Below are 12,827 nucleotides of genomic sequence, written 5' to 3'. Positions count from 1 at the left end.
GAACCTTGTGGCCAAGAGTGTGCCCGGCCTGTTCGCGAGTCCAGTGAAGAGATTTTTAATATTCATTTTCGATCTTAATAAATCGATATTTATTCTTTTTAAATAAACTGCGCCCCAGGCAGAGTAGCGTCATCACGCACTCACAGGAGCAGCACCCATGAGCCTCAGACTGGGCGACATCGCCCCCGACTTCGAACAGGATTCCAGTGCCGGCAAGATTCGTTTCCACGAGTGGCTGGGCGATCGCTGGGGCGTGCTGTTTTCCCATCCGGCGGACTTCACCCCGGTTTGCACCACCGAGCTGGGTTTTACCGCCAAGCTCAAGGACGAATTCGCCCAGCGCGGGGTCAAGGCGATTGCCCTGTCGGTGGACCCGGTGGATTCCCATCACCGCTGGATCGAGGACATCAACGAGACCCAGGACACCCGGGTCAACTTCCCGATCCTGGCCGACGCCGACCGCAAGGTCTCGGACCTCTACGACCTGATCCATCCCAATGCCAGCGACACCCTGACCGTGCGCTCGCTGTTCATCATCGACCCGAACAAGAAAATCCGCCTGACCATCACCTACCCGGCCAGCACCGGACGCAATTTCCACGAGATCCTGCGGGTGATCGACTCGCTGCAACTCACCGACAACTACAAGGTGGCCACCCCGGCCAACTGGCAGGACGGTGACGAAGTGGTGATCGTGCCGTCCCTCAAGGACGAAGAGGAAATCAAGCGGCGTTTTCCCAAAGGCTATCGCGCGGTGAAGCCCTACCTGCGGCTGACTCCACAACCCAACCGTTGAGGCGCATGACAGATCCACAAAGCAGGGGTTTTCAGGCCGTTTCGACGGCCTTTTTTTTTGGCCTGCGAAACGGCGTTCCTTATATTCATATAAGGAATAAACAAATGAAAAAATAAGATTTATGGATATAAAAATAGACTGTTAAGGTCTGTTCAGTCCGGTGAGATCGCATCCCGCGAATCGCCCCAATCGCTCAAGGAATCCCTGCATGCTGGTGGTCTCTCTCGGTGGCAGTCCCAGCCAACGCTCCCGTTCCGGGGTGCTGCTGGAGTTGGCCAGGCGCTGGTTGCAGCAGCAGGGCGTGGAGGTGGTCAGCTACCAGGTGCGGGATTTCCCCGCCGAAGACCTGCTCCATGCCCGCTTCGACAGCCCCAGGATCATCGACCTGCTGCAGCAGATCGAACAGGCCGATGGTTTGTTGATCGCTACCCCGGTGTACAAGGCGTCTTTCTCCGGAGCGCTCAAGACCCTGCTCGACCTGCTGCCCGAGCGCGCCTTGCACCACAAGGTGGTGCTGCCCATGGCCACCGGCGGCAGCATCGCCCATATGCTGGCGGTGGATTACGCCTTGAAACCGGTGCTGTCGGCGCTCAAGGCCCAGGAAATGCTGCAGGGCATCTTTGCCGAGGACAGTCAGATCGCCTATGGCGAAGGCAGCGCCCAGCCACAATTGGCCGAGGCCCTGGAGCAGCGCCTGCGCGAAGCCCTGGAGCAGTTCCACAGCGCCCTGGCGCGCCGACCCAGGCCGCTGGACCCGGGCCTGCTGAACGAACGCCTGCTCAGTGCTCGCTGGAGTATCTGAGCCACACCCCTGATTTGCATCACTGGCCTTACTCGCCCGCCAACGGGCAAGCAGGTGCAGCCATAACCCAAGAGCCAAAAGGAGAGCGCCATGCGCCCTGTCATTTTGCGCCGTGGTCTGGTCGCTCTGTTTGCTGCGGCTGTGTCCTTCGGTGCCATTGTCCAAGCCCAGGCCGAGACCCTGCGTATCGGTTATCAGAAGTACGGCACCCTGGTCCTGCTCAAGGCCAAGGGCTCCCTGGAGAAGCGCCTGGCCCAGCAAGGTGTCGACGTGCAATGGACCGAGTTTCCCGGTGGTCCGCAACTGCTGGAGGGGCTGAACGTCGGCTCCATCGACTTCGGCGTGACCGGCGAGACCCCGCCAGTGTTCGCCCAGGCTGCTGGCGCCGACCTGCTCTACGTGGCCTATGAGCCGCCGGCGCCCCTGAGCGAAGCGATCCTGGTGCCCAAGGACTCGCCGATCCGCTCGGTGCAGGAGCTCAAGGGCAAGAAAGTGGTGCTGAACAAAGGCTCCAACGTCCATTACTTGCTGGTCCGCGCCCTGGAAGATGCCGGCCTGAAGTACAGCGACATCCAGACTGTGTTCTTGCCTCCGGCCGATGCCCGCGCCGCTTTCGAGCGTGGCAGCGTCGATGCCTGGGTGATCTGGGACCCATACCAGGCCGCCGCCGAACAGCAGCTGCAAGCGCGAACCCTGCGTGATGGCAGCGGCATCGTCGACAACCACCAGTTCTACCTGGCCACCAAGCCCTATGCGCAACAGCACCCTGAGGTGATCAAGACCCTGGTAGAGGAAGTGCGGGCGGTGGGCGAATGGTCCAGGGCCAACCCGCAGGAGGTCACCCAACAGGTGGCGCCGCTGCTGGGCCTGTCCCCCGAGATCACCCTGACCTCGGTCAAGCGCCAGGGCTACGGCGCAGGCTTCCTGACCCCGGAAGTGATCGCCGCACAACAGAAAATCGCCGACAGCTTCTACCAGCTCAAGCTGATTCCCAAGCCCCTGAACATCAAAGACGTGATCTGGACGCCCGGCGCCGCCGTGGCCAAAGCGCCGTAACCCGACCCCTTAGGAGACCACTCCATGAGCCTCAATATCTTCTGGTTCCTGCCCACCCACGGCGATGGCCATTACCTTGGCACCGCCGAAGGCGCCCGCGCCGTCGATCATGGTTACCTGCAGCAGATCGCCCAGGCCGCCGACCGCCTGGGTTTCGGTGGGGTGCTGATCCCTACCGGGCGCTCCTGCGAGGATTCCTGGCTGGTGGCGGCCTCGCTGATTCCAGTGACCCAGCGCCTGAAGTTCCTGGTGGCCCTGCGCCCCGGGATCATTTCCCCGACGGTGGCGGCGCGCCAGGCAGCGACCCTGGACCGACTGTCCGGCGGACGGGCGCTGTTCAACCTGGTGACGGGTGGCGACCCCGACGAGCTGGCCGGCGATGGCTTGTTCCTCGACCATGAAGAGCGCTACCAGGCTTCGGTGGAGTTCACCCGGATCTGGCGTCGGGTACTGGAAGGCGAGACCGTCGACTACGACGGCCAGCACATCAGTGTGAAGGGCGCCAAGCTGCTCTATCCACCCTTGCAGCAACCGCGTCCGCCGCTGTATTTCGGTGGATCTTCGGAGGCGGCCCAGGACCTGGCCGCCGAACAGGTGGACATGGTGCTGACCTGGGGCGAGCCGCCCGCCGCCGTGGCCGAGAAGATCCGCCAAGTACGGGAAAAGGCCGCTCGGCAAGGGCGCAGCGTACGCTTCGGCATTCGCCTGCACGTGATCGTGCGGGAAACCAACGAAGAAGCCTGGAAAGCCGCGGAAAAACTCATCTCCCACCTGGATGACGAGACCATCGCCCGGGCCCAGGCGTCCCTGGCGCGCTTCGATTCCGTGGGGCAGCAGCGCATGGCGGCCCTGCACGGCGGTCGTCGCGACAAGCTGGAAGTCAGCCCCAACCTCTGGGCCGGAGTCGGCCTGGTGCGCGGTGGCGCTGGCACCGCCCTGGTAGGCGATGGGCCTACGGTGGCGGCGCGGATGCAGGAGTACGCGGACCTGGGGATCGATACCTTCATCTTCTCCGGTTATCCGCATCTGGAAGAGTCCTATCGGGTGGCCGAACTGCTGTTCCCGCACCTGGACATCGAGCGGCCCAAGCTGCCGGAGGCTGCCGGTTATGTCAGCCCGTTCGGCGAGATGGTGGCCAACGACATCATCCCCAAAGCCGCGTCCCAGAGCTGAGGTGCGGCCATGAGCAGAGAACGCATAGTGCAACGGTTGGCGCCTTGGGTGCTGCCGCTGCTGTTGCTCGCGGTGTGGCAGCTGGCGGTTTCGGCCGGCTGGCTGTCGACGCGCATCCTGCCGGCACCCAGCGCGGTGATCGAGGCCGGGGCCAACCTGATCCGCAGCGGCGATATCTGGACCCACCTGGCCATCAGCGGCTGGCGCGCCGGGCTGGGCTTCCTGATCGGTGGCGGCATCGGCCTGGCGCTGGGCTTCATCACCGGCCTGTCGAAATGGGGCGAGCGCCTGCTGGACAGCTCGGTGCAGATGATCCGCAACGTGCCGCACCTGGCGCTGATCCCGTTGGTGATCCTGTGGTTCGGCATCGATGAGTCGGCAAAGATCTTCCTGGTCGCCCTGGGGACCTTGTTCCCGATCTACCTCAACACTTACCACGGCATCCGCAACGTCGATCCGGCACTGGTGGAAATGTCCCGCAGCTATGGGCTGTCGGGCTTCGCCCTGTTTCGCCAGGTGATCCTGCCCGGTGCCTTGCCTTCGATCCTGGTGGGGGTGCGCTTCGCCCTGGGTTTCATGTGGCTGACCTTGATCGTCGCCGAGACCATTTCCGCCAGTTCCGGTATCGGCTACCTGGCGATGAATGCCCGGGAGTTCCTGCAGACCGACGTGGTGGTGCTGGCCATCGTCATGTACGCCGTGCTGGGCAAACTCGCTGACCTTGCCGCGCGTGGCCTGGAGCGGGTCTGGCTGCGTTGGCACCCGGCCTACCAGGTCGCCAGGGGAGGTGCGCAATGACTGCCCAGCAACCGCCGCGGCTGCTGCGGGGCATCCCGTTGGCGGTGCGCAAGCTGCAGAAGACCTTCGGCTCGCGGCAGGTGCTGCGGGAAATCGACTTGCACATTCCCGCTGGCCAGTTCGTCGCGGTGGTGGGGCGCAGCGGCTGTGGCAAGAGCACCTTGCTGCGCTTGCTGGCCGGCCTCGACCAGCCCAGCGCTGGCCAGTTGCTGGCTGGCGCCGCGCCGCTGGCCGAGGCTCGCGAGGACACCCGGTTGATGTTCCAGGACGCGCGCCTGCTGCCCTGGAAGAAGGTGATCGACAACGTCGGGCTCGGACTCAAGGGCAACTGGCGGCCCCAGGCCCTGGAGGCCCTGGAGGCGGTGGGCCTGGCGGATCGGGCCAATGAATGGCCGGCGGCCTTGTCCGGTGGCCAGAAGCAGCGCGTCGCCCTGGCCCGGGCGCTGATCCATCAACCACGGCTGTTGCTGCTGGATGAGCCGCTGGGGGCCCTGGATGCCCTGACCCGGATCGAGATGCAGCAGTTGATCGAGCGCTTGTGGCAGCAGCATGGCTTCACCGTGCTGCTGGTGACCCACGATGTCAGCGAAGCGGTGGCGATCGCCGATCGGGTGATCCTGATCGAAGACGGCGAGGTCGGCCTGGACCTGCACGTCGAGCTGCCGCGCCCGCGAGTGCGAGGTTCCCATCGCCTGGCGGCGCTGGAGACCGAAGTGCTCAATCGCGTGTTGTCATTGCCCGGGTCGCCGCCCGAGCCGGAACCCGTTTCACCTTTGCCCACGCAGTTGCGTTGGGCGCTCTAGAGCAGCGGCAAGCAAGAGTGTCGTGCTTGGGCTTGCAGCTGACCGCTTGAAACTTGCAGTTCTGTTTTTCGACCCCAGGAGAAATACCATGACCATCAAAGCCATCAACGTTCGCAACCAGTTCAAGGGCACCATCAAGGAGATCGTCGAGGGTGATGTACTGTCGGAAATCGACGTGCAGACCGCTTCCGGCATTGTCACTTCGGTGATCACCACGCGCTCGGTCAAGGAGTTGGAACTGTCCATCGGCAGTGAAGTGATCGCCTTCGTGAAGTCCACCGAGGTCTCGATCGCCAAGTTGTGAATGCCGCCGTAGACAGCCCCGGAGGGTACGAGCCCTGCGGGGCTTTTTTCATGGACGCTGTAAATACCGGTCAGATTTGATACTTTCCCTGCTTTCGCACGGCCTGAACAGTACAGACATGACAACAAAGCAGGGTCCAAACGCAGGGTACCTGGAGTTCGATCGCGACCGTTGGGCCGCTCTCCGGGCCGGGGAACCCATGAGCCTGGCACCGTCCGAGATGGAGACGCTGACCAGCCCGACCCAGCCCATGGCGCCCGAGGAGGTGAGGCAGATCCTGCTTCCTTTGTCGCGCCTGCTGCATTTGCACGCAACCCGGGTGCAAGCATTGAAGGCGCCGCAGGCCGGGGCCAGGGTGCCCTATGTGATCGGCGTGTCCGGTAGTGTCGCGGTGGGCAAGAGCAGCTTTGCCCGGGTCCTGGCAGCATTGCTGGCCTACTGGCCAGGCAAGCCCAATGTGCACTTGGTGACCACCGATTCGTTCCTTTTTCCCCTGGCCACCCTGCAGGAAAAGAACATCCTGCACCGCAAGGGGTTTCCCGAGTCCTACGACGAACCGCTGTTCCTGGAGTTCCTGCAGGCGGTGTGCCGGCGCGGCGAGACTGCGCAGATTCCCATCTACTCCCATGTCCGCTACGACATCCTGGCCGATGAAACGCAGTCGGTGGAGGCGCCGGACATCGTCATCCTCGAAGGCCTGAATGTCCTGCAGGGCGCGCAAGGGCAGGGCCTGCATGCCCTGGACTTCATCGACTTCTCGATCTATGTCGACGCCGCGCCGCAAGCCATCAAGACCTGGTACCTGGAGCGCTTCGTGTACCTGAAGAACACCGCGTTCCAGTCGGCGGATTCCTACTTCAACAAGTTCAAGGGGCTCTCCGACCCCGAGGCCCTGGCCATGGCGTCCGATACCTGGGACCGGGTGAACCTGAAGAACCTCGTCGAGAACATCCTGCCCACCCGGGAGCGGGCCAACCTGATCATCCACAAGACCGTGGACCACCACATCGACAAGCTGCTGCTGCGCCAGGTCTGAAGTTCAGGTCCGGCTTCAGGGCTGCGTAGAGCGCTTGGGCAGGTAGGGCGGCAGGTACAGGCCCAGGTAGGCGTCGAACACCCGCATGCCTTCCTCGGCCATGCGGGCAGTGATTTGCCCGTGCTGCTGCACCGAGCGTGCGTAGACCCGATCGCCCAGCTCCATGGCCAGGGCGAACACGTCCACATCCCGGGGCAGTGCAGGTAGTTCGAAGTGCCGGTCGAACAGCTGGAGCATCAGCTCACCCAGCTCCAGGTCATGCTGGCGGTCGGCCTGGGTCACCTCGGTGAGGCCGTGTTGCGCCAGGATCAACTGGCGGGCCGCGGCGTCTTCGTCGTAGATGGCCAGCATGCGCTGCTCCACCAGGCGTGACAGATCCCGCCAGCTGGTGAGCTGGCCGTGGTCGATGGGGGCCTGGAGGCAGGCGCGGAACGCAGCGTGGACATCGGCGGTGAGGGCTTCCAGCAGGGCCGGGACGCTGGCGAAGAAGTGATAGACCGATGAGGGTGGAATCTGCGCCCTTTCGGCCACGCTGTAGATCGACAGGCTGGCCACGCCCTCGGCGGCCAGCAGGGTGCGGGCGGCGTCGAGTATCGAGTCGATCCGGGCCTGGCTGCGAGCCTGGGGCTTGCGAAGGGGGGCGGTGCGGGTCATCGGGGTCTCCTGTTGGACAGCCGGCATTGTACGCCAGGGCTCTGTTTCCTGTAGCGGCAGGCATGAGCCACGATCACGTATCACGGGCATAAAAAAACGCCGCGAGCCTTGGGCTACGCGGCGTTCTTGGCTGCCGACCGTTCAGACGGTGTGCAGGTACCAGTTGTACTCGAGGTCGGAGATGGAGTGTTCGAACTCTTCCAGCTCGCTTTCCTTGCACGCGACGAAGATGTCGATGTACTTCGGATCGATGTACTTGTTGAGGATCTCGCTGTCGTCCAGCTCGCGCAGGGCATCGCGCAGGTTGTTCGGCAGGCTCTGCTCAACCTGTTCGTAGGCGTTACCCTCGATTGGCGTGCTTGGCTCGACCTTGTTGGTCAGGCCGTGGTGCACGCCCGCCAGGACGGCAGCCATCAGCAGGTAGGGGTTGGCATCGGCACCGGCTACCCGGTGCTCGATACGTACCGCGTCTGGTGCACCAGTCGGTACGCGCAGCGCTACGGTACGGTTGTCCAGGCCCCAGCTCGGCGCGTTCGGCACGTAGAACTGGGCGCCGAAACGCCGGTACGAGTTGACGTTCGGGCACAGGAACGCCATCGACGCTGGCAGGGTCTCGAGCACACCGCCGATCGCGTGACGCAGCGCGGCGTTCTGCTCGGGATCCTCGCTGGTGAAGATGTTCTTGCCATCCTTGTCCAGCACCGAGATATGGACGTGCAGACCATTGCCCGCCTGGCCTGGATAAGGCTTGGCCATGAATGTGGTGTCCATTTCATGGTCGTAGGCGATGTTCTTGATCAGGCGCTTGAGCAGTACTGCGTAATCGCAGGCCTTGAGCGGGTCGGCGACGTGGTGCAGGTTGACTTCGAACTGCGCCGGGGCGCTTTCCTTGACGATGGCGTCGGCCGGGATGCCTTGTTCCTTGGCGCCTTCGAGGATGTCCTGCAGGCAATCGACATATTCGTCGAGGTCGTCGATCAGGTAGACCTGGGTCGATTGCGGGCGCTTGCCGGAGATCGGCGAGCGTGGAGGCTGTGGACGGCCGTTCACGTTCTCCTGGTCGATCAGGTAGAACTCCAGTTCGAACGCGGCGCAGATGGTCAGGCCCAGTTCGTCGAACTTGCTCACTACCTGGCGCAGCACTTCACGGGGGTCGGCGAAGAACGGCTCGCCTTCCAGCTCGTGCATGGTCATCAGCAGCTGTGCGGTGGGGCGCTTCTGCCAGGGTTCGTTGGAGAGCGTGTCGGGGATCGGATAGCAGATCCGGTCGGCGTCACCGATATCCAGGCCCAGGCCGGTGCTTTCCACCGTGGAGCCGTTGATATCCAGAGCAAAGAGGGAAGCCGGGAGGTTGATGCCTTTTTCGTAAACCTTGTGGAGGCTGGTGCGTTCGATGCGCTTGCCGCGCACCACACCATTCATATCCGCAATCAGAAGGTCGACGTACAGAACCTCAGGATGTTCCTTAAGGAACGCGTTCGCTTCGTTAAGCTGAACGGCACGCGGGGGTACCGACATGATGCAACACCTTTGTTGTTAAAAATATCAATCATTGATCTTTTCTGGTTTCAGTCAACCCGAACGGCATGCCGAAGTCAAGCGAGGCCTTTTTTGCCCTAATAAAGGGCTGGCGGGGCATTTTTGCAGTAAAACAGGGCGCTTTTATGGGCTCTGGCACCCTGCCTGCCCCAGGCTTGAGTGAGCTGTGTTGTATCTTTTACAGGGGTGTTGTGTAAAAAAATGAACAAGGCTAAGCTCGGCTCAAACCCATAACATCAATAATACCGGGGTGTTTCATGTCTCGCCGGCCGTTAATCGGCGTCACCGCCTGCTCCAGGCAGATCGGTCTGCACGCTTACCACATCAGTGGCGACGAGTATGTCCAGGCAGTGGCCACCGCGGCCCAGGGCCTGCCGGTGATCCTCCCATCCCTGGCTCCATTGTTGGCACCGTCCGATATTCTGGACGGACTGGACGGTATCCTCTTTACCGGCTCCCCTTCCAATATCGAACCTTTCCATTATCAGGGCCAGGCCAGCGCGCCGGGCACTGCTCATGATTCTGCACGGGACGCCGCCACCTTGCCGCTGCTCCAGGCCGCCGTCGAGGCCGGGGTCCCGGTGCTGGGCATCTGCCGCGGATTCCAGGAAATGAACGTCGCCCTGGGCGGCAGCCTGCACCAGAACGTGCACCAGGTGCCGCCGTTCATGGACCACCGCCATGGGGATGAACCCGGCCAGCCCCTGGATGACTGGTACGCCCCGGCCCATGAACTGCATGTCGAGGCTGGTGGCGTGTTGGCCGACCTGGGCCTGCCGCAAACCCTGCAGGTCAATTCCATCCATGCCCAGGGCGTGGAGCGTCTGGCTCCGGGCTTGCGGGTCGAGGCGCGTGCTCCGGACGGGCTGGTCGAGGCGATTTCCGTCGATAGGAGCAAGGCTTTTGCTTTGGGGGTGCAATGGCACCCCGAATGGCAGGTAAGCTGCAATCCTCACTACCTGGCCATCTTCCAGGCTTTTGGTGATGCCTGCCGCGAGCGGGCAAAACAGCGCGACGCCGAAGCGTCACACAACGCCTGACTTAATAGAGAGTCAGGAAACTCAGCCTAGAGGCATTTATGAGTACCAACCTCGACCAGCTCACCGATTGGTTGAAAGACCACAAGATCACAGAAGTCGAATGCTTGATCGGCGACTTGACCGGCATCACCCGGGGCAAGATCTCGCCGACCAACAAGTTCATCGCCGAAAAAGGCATGCGCCTGCCCGAGAGCGTGCTGCTGCAGACCGTGACCGGCGACTATGTCGAAGACGACATCTATTACGAACTGCTGGACCCGGCGGACATCGACATGATCTGCCGCCCGGACCATAACGCGGTGTACCTGGTGCCCTGGGCCATCGAGCCCACCGCCCAGGTGATCCACGACACCTACGACAAGCAAGGCAACCCCATCGAGCTGTCGCCACGCAACGTGCTCAAGAAGGTCCTCAAACTCTATGCCGACCATGGCTGGCAGCCGATCGTGGCGCCGGAAATGGAGTTCTACCTGACCAAGCGCAGCGACGACCCCGACTACCCGCTGCAGCCGCCGGTGGGCCGCTCCGGGCGTCCGGAAACCGGGCGCCAGTCGTTCTCCATCGAGGCCGCCAACGAATTCGACCCGCTGTTCGAGGACGTCTACGACTGGTGCGAGTTGCAGGAGCTGGATCTCGACACCCTGATCCACGAGGACGGCACGGCGCAGATGGAGATCAACTTCCGTCACGGCGACGCGCTGTCCCTGGCCGACCAGATCCTGGTGTTCAAGCGCACCATGCGCGAAGCGGCGCTCAAGCATGATGTGGCCGCCACCTTCATGGCCAAGCCCATGACCGGCGAGCCGGGCAGCGCCATGCACCTGCACCAGAGCATCGTCGACATCAGCACCGGCAAGAACGTCTTCTCCAACGACGACGGGACCATGAGCCAGTTGTTCCTCAACCATATCGGCGGCTTGCAGAAGTTCATCCCCGAGTTGCTGCCGCTGTTCGCCCCCAACGTCAACTCGTTCCGCCGCTTCCTGCCCGATACCTCGGCGCCGGTGAACGTCGAGTGGGGCGAGGAAAACCGCACCGTGGGCCTGCGGGTGCCAGATGCCGGGCCGCAGAACCGCCGGGTGGAAAACCGCCTGCCGGGTGCCGATGCCAACCCCTACCTGGCCATTGCCGCCAGCCTGTTGTGCGGCTTCATCGGCATGGTCGAAGGGCACAATCCGAGCGCGCCAGTGGTGGGCCGTGGTTACGAGCGCCGCAACTTGCGCCTGCCGCTGACCATCGAGGACGCCCTGGAACGCATGGAAAACAGCAAGACCATCGAGAAGTACCTGGGCCACAAGTTCATCACCGGCTACGTCGCGGTCAAGCGAGCCGAGCATGAAAACTTCAAGCGCGTGATCAGTTCCTGGGAGAGGGAGTTCCTGTTGTTCGCCGTCTGACACGCCAGGCGCCGCTGCCCGTCGGTGGCGCCTTCACTGATACCAAGGAGACATTGATGACTCATAAAAACCCGCAAACCCGCGAGTGGCAAACCCTCAGCAGTGATCACCACCTGGCACCCTTCAGCGACTTCAACCAGTTGAAGGAGAAGGGGCCGCGGATCATCACCCATGCCAAGGGTGTGTACCTGTGGGACAGTGAAGGCAACCAGATCCTCGACGGCATGGCCGGCCTGTGGTGCGTGGCCGTAGGTTACGGCCGTGATGAACTGGCCGAAGTGGCCAGCAAGCAGATGCGCGAACTGCCGTACTACAACCTGTTCTTCCAGACCGCCCACCCGCCGGCGCTGGAGCTGGCCAAGGCGATCATCGACGTCGCGCCCAAAGGCATGAGCCACGTGTTCTTCACCGGCTCCGGCTCCGAGGGCAACGACACCGTGCTGCGCATGGTCCGTCACTACTGGGCGCTCAAGGGCAAGCCGAAGAAGCAGACCATCATCGGCCGTATCAACGGCTACCACGGCTCCACGGTGGCCGGCGCCAGCCTGGGCGGCATGAGCGGCATGCACGAGCAGGGCGGCTTGCCGATCCCGGGTATCGTGCATATCCCGCAGCCATACTGGTTTGGCGAAGGCGGCGACATGACGCCGGATGAGTTCGGTGTGTGGGCTGCCGAGCAACTGGAGAAGAAAATCCTCGAAGTCGGCGAAGACAACGTCGCGGCCTTCATCGCCGAGCCGATCCAGGGCGCGGGCGGTGTGATCATCCCGCCGGAAACCTACTGGCCGAAGATCAAGGAAATCCTCGCCAAGTACGAAATCCTCTTCGTCGCCGACGAAGTGATCTGTGGTTTCGGCCGTACCGGCCAGTGGTTCGGCTCCGACTACTACGACCTTGCACCTGACCTCATGACCATCGCCAAGGGCCTGACCTCCGGTTACATCCCCATGGGCGGTGTGGTCGTGCGTGACACCGTGGCCAAGGTGCTCAGCGAGGGCGGTGATTTCAACCACGGCTTCACCTATTCCGGCCACCCGGTGGCAGCGGCGGTGGGCCTGGAAAACATCCGCATCCTGCGCGAAGAGAAAATCGTCGAGAAGGTGCATGAGCAGACGGCACCGTATTTGCAGAAGCGTTTGCGCGAGCTCAGCGACCACCCGCTGGTGGGCGAAGTTCGCGGCCTGGGGATGCTGGGGGCTATCGAGCTGGTCAAGGACAAGGCTACCCGGGCGCGTTACGAAGGTCGGGGCGTGGGCATGATCTGCCGGCAGTTCTGCTTCGACAACGGCCTGATCATGCGTGCCGTGGGCGACACCATGATCATCGCCCCGTCGCTGGTGATCAGCGAGGCGGAAATCGACGAGCTGGTGGCCAAGGCGCGCAAGTGCCTGGACCTGACCTTGAGTGCGCTGCAGGGCTGAGTGCTAGG

The 12,827-nt window shown here is 62.8% G+C and carries 13 protein-coding genes; 11 read left to right on the top strand and 2 right to left on the bottom strand.

Features of this window, described 5'->3' with window-relative positions:
- Positions 1 to 157: 157 nt before the first annotated feature.
- The 8 genes from C4K40_RS30025 to coaA all read left to right on the top strand — a co-directional run bounded on the left by C4K40_RS30025 (position 158) and on the right by coaA (position 6,768).
- A complete protein-coding gene (locus C4K40_RS30025) occupies positions 158 to 796 on the top strand; it encodes a peroxiredoxin (protein WP_053133814.1) in 639 nt (212 codons plus the stop codon).
- Positions 797 to 1,004: 208 nt separating this feature from the next.
- Complete coding sequence (gene ssuE, locus C4K40_RS30020) at positions 1,005 to 1,598, top strand: NADPH-dependent FMN reductase (protein ID WP_022641714.1); 594 nt, start codon at positions 1,005 to 1,007, stop codon at positions 1,596 to 1,598.
- A 90-nt stretch (positions 1,599 to 1,688) separates the two neighbouring features.
- On the top strand, positions 1,689 to 2,654 hold the full coding sequence (locus C4K40_RS30015; RefSeq protein ID WP_053133817.1) for a sulfonate ABC transporter substrate-binding protein: 966 nt from the start codon (positions 1,689 to 1,691) through the stop codon (positions 2,652 to 2,654).
- A gap of 24 nt (positions 2,655 to 2,678) precedes the next feature.
- Positions 2,679 to 3,827 carry an FMNH2-dependent alkanesulfonate monooxygenase gene (gene ssuD, locus C4K40_RS30010; protein ID WP_022641712.1) on the top strand — a complete coding sequence of 383 codons (1,149 nt, stop codon included), beginning with the start codon at positions 2,679 to 2,681 and terminating at the stop codon, positions 3,825 to 3,827.
- 9 nt (positions 3,828 to 3,836) lie between these two features.
- Positions 3,837 to 4,625, top strand: a complete 789-nt coding sequence (ssuC, locus tag C4K40_RS30005; RefSeq protein ID WP_031320674.1) for an aliphatic sulfonate ABC transporter permease SsuC — start codon at positions 3,837 to 3,839, stop codon at positions 4,623 to 4,625.
- The gene (gene ssuB, locus C4K40_RS30000) at positions 4,622 to 5,428 is read left to right on the top strand and encodes an aliphatic sulfonates ABC transporter ATP-binding protein (protein WP_022641710.1); all 807 of its coding nucleotides are present in this window, start codon (positions 4,622 to 4,624) and stop codon (positions 5,426 to 5,428) included. The genes ssuC and ssuB overlap by 4 nt, the downstream gene beginning before the upstream one ends.
- Positions 5,429 to 5,516: 88 nt before the next feature.
- On the top strand, positions 5,517 to 5,732 hold the full coding sequence (locus tag C4K40_RS29995; protein WP_011064106.1) for a molybdopterin-binding protein: 216 nt from the start codon (positions 5,517 to 5,519) through the stop codon (positions 5,730 to 5,732).
- A 118-nt stretch (positions 5,733 to 5,850) separates the two neighbouring features.
- Complete coding sequence (gene coaA, locus C4K40_RS29990) at positions 5,851 to 6,768, top strand: type I pantothenate kinase (protein WP_053133820.1); 918 nt, start codon at positions 5,851 to 5,853, stop codon at positions 6,766 to 6,768.
- Between the two features lie 15 nt (positions 6,769 to 6,783).
- On the opposite strand, the gene C4K40_RS29985 is transcribed toward coaA, so the two are convergent.
- Complete coding sequence (locus C4K40_RS29985; protein WP_053133823.1) at positions 6,784 to 7,422, bottom strand: TetR/AcrR family transcriptional regulator; 639 nt, start codon at positions 7,420 to 7,422, stop codon at positions 6,784 to 6,786.
- Positions 7,423 to 7,563: 141 nt separating this feature from the next.
- Positions 7,564 to 8,940, bottom strand: a complete 1,377-nt coding sequence (locus C4K40_RS29980) for a glutamine synthetase family protein (protein WP_053133826.1) — start codon at positions 8,938 to 8,940, stop codon at positions 7,564 to 7,566.
- A 278-nt stretch (positions 8,941 to 9,218) separates the two neighbouring features.
- Between C4K40_RS29980 and C4K40_RS29975 the strand changes: the two genes are divergently transcribed.
- The 3 genes from C4K40_RS29975 to C4K40_RS29965 are packed head-to-tail and all read left to right on the top strand — an operon-like array spanning position 9,219 to position 12,819.
- Positions 9,219 to 10,001 carry a gamma-glutamyl-gamma-aminobutyrate hydrolase family protein gene (locus C4K40_RS29975; RefSeq protein WP_053133828.1) on the top strand — a complete coding sequence of 261 codons (783 nt, stop codon included), beginning with the start codon at positions 9,219 to 9,221 and terminating at the stop codon, positions 9,999 to 10,001.
- A 38-nt stretch (positions 10,002 to 10,039) separates the two neighbouring features.
- Entirely contained in the window at positions 10,040 to 11,398 is a 1,359-nt protein-coding gene (locus C4K40_RS29970; protein WP_022641707.1) for a glutamine synthetase family protein, read from the top strand.
- 56 nt (positions 11,399 to 11,454) lie between these two features.
- On the top strand, positions 11,455 to 12,819 hold the full coding sequence (locus C4K40_RS29965) for an aspartate aminotransferase family protein (RefSeq protein ID WP_022641706.1): 1,365 nt from the start codon (positions 11,455 to 11,457) through the stop codon (positions 12,817 to 12,819).
- The last annotated feature ends 8 nt before the right edge of the window (positions 12,820 to 12,827 follow it).

The organism is Pseudomonas sp. CMR5c (assembly GCF_003850545.1).
GTDB classification, from domain to species: domain Bacteria; phylum Pseudomonadota; class Gammaproteobacteria; order Pseudomonadales; family Pseudomonadaceae; genus Aquipseudomonas; species Aquipseudomonas piscis.
This window is presented reverse-complemented; position numbering and strand designations above follow the sequence as displayed.

Coding starts and splice junctions, on each gene's coding strand:
- C4K40_RS30025 (WP_053133814.1), top strand. CDS start 158: ATGAGCCTCAGACTGGGCGACATCGCCCCCGACTTCGAACAGGATTCC.
- ssuE (WP_022641714.1), top strand. CDS start 1,005: ATGCTGGTGGTCTCTCTCGGTGGCAGTCCCAGCCAACGCTCCCGTTCC.
- C4K40_RS30015 (WP_053133817.1), top strand. CDS start 1,689: ATGCGCCCTGTCATTTTGCGCCGTGGTCTGGTCGCTCTGTTTGCTGCG.
- ssuD (WP_022641712.1), top strand. CDS start 2,679: ATGAGCCTCAATATCTTCTGGTTCCTGCCCACCCACGGCGATGGCCAT.
- ssuC (WP_031320674.1), top strand. CDS start 3,837: ATGAGCAGAGAACGCATAGTGCAACGGTTGGCGCCTTGGGTGCTGCCG.
- ssuB (WP_022641710.1), top strand. CDS start 4,622: ATGACTGCCCAGCAACCGCCGCGGCTGCTGCGGGGCATCCCGTTGGCG.
- C4K40_RS29995 (WP_011064106.1), top strand. CDS start 5,517: ATGACCATCAAAGCCATCAACGTTCGCAACCAGTTCAAGGGCACCATC.
- coaA (WP_053133820.1), top strand. CDS start 5,851: ATGACAACAAAGCAGGGTCCAAACGCAGGGTACCTGGAGTTCGATCGC.
- C4K40_RS29985 (WP_053133823.1), bottom strand. CDS start 7,422: ATGACCCGCACCGCCCCCCTTCGCAAGCCCCAGGCTCGCAGCCAGGCC.
- C4K40_RS29980 (WP_053133826.1), bottom strand. CDS start 8,940: ATGTCGGTACCCCCGCGTGCCGTTCAGCTTAACGAAGCGAACGCGTTC.
- C4K40_RS29975 (WP_053133828.1), top strand. CDS start 9,219: ATGTCTCGCCGGCCGTTAATCGGCGTCACCGCCTGCTCCAGGCAGATC.
- C4K40_RS29970 (WP_022641707.1), top strand. CDS start 10,040: ATGAGTACCAACCTCGACCAGCTCACCGATTGGTTGAAAGACCACAAG.
- C4K40_RS29965 (WP_022641706.1), top strand. CDS start 11,455: ATGACTCATAAAAACCCGCAAACCCGCGAGTGGCAAACCCTCAGCAGT.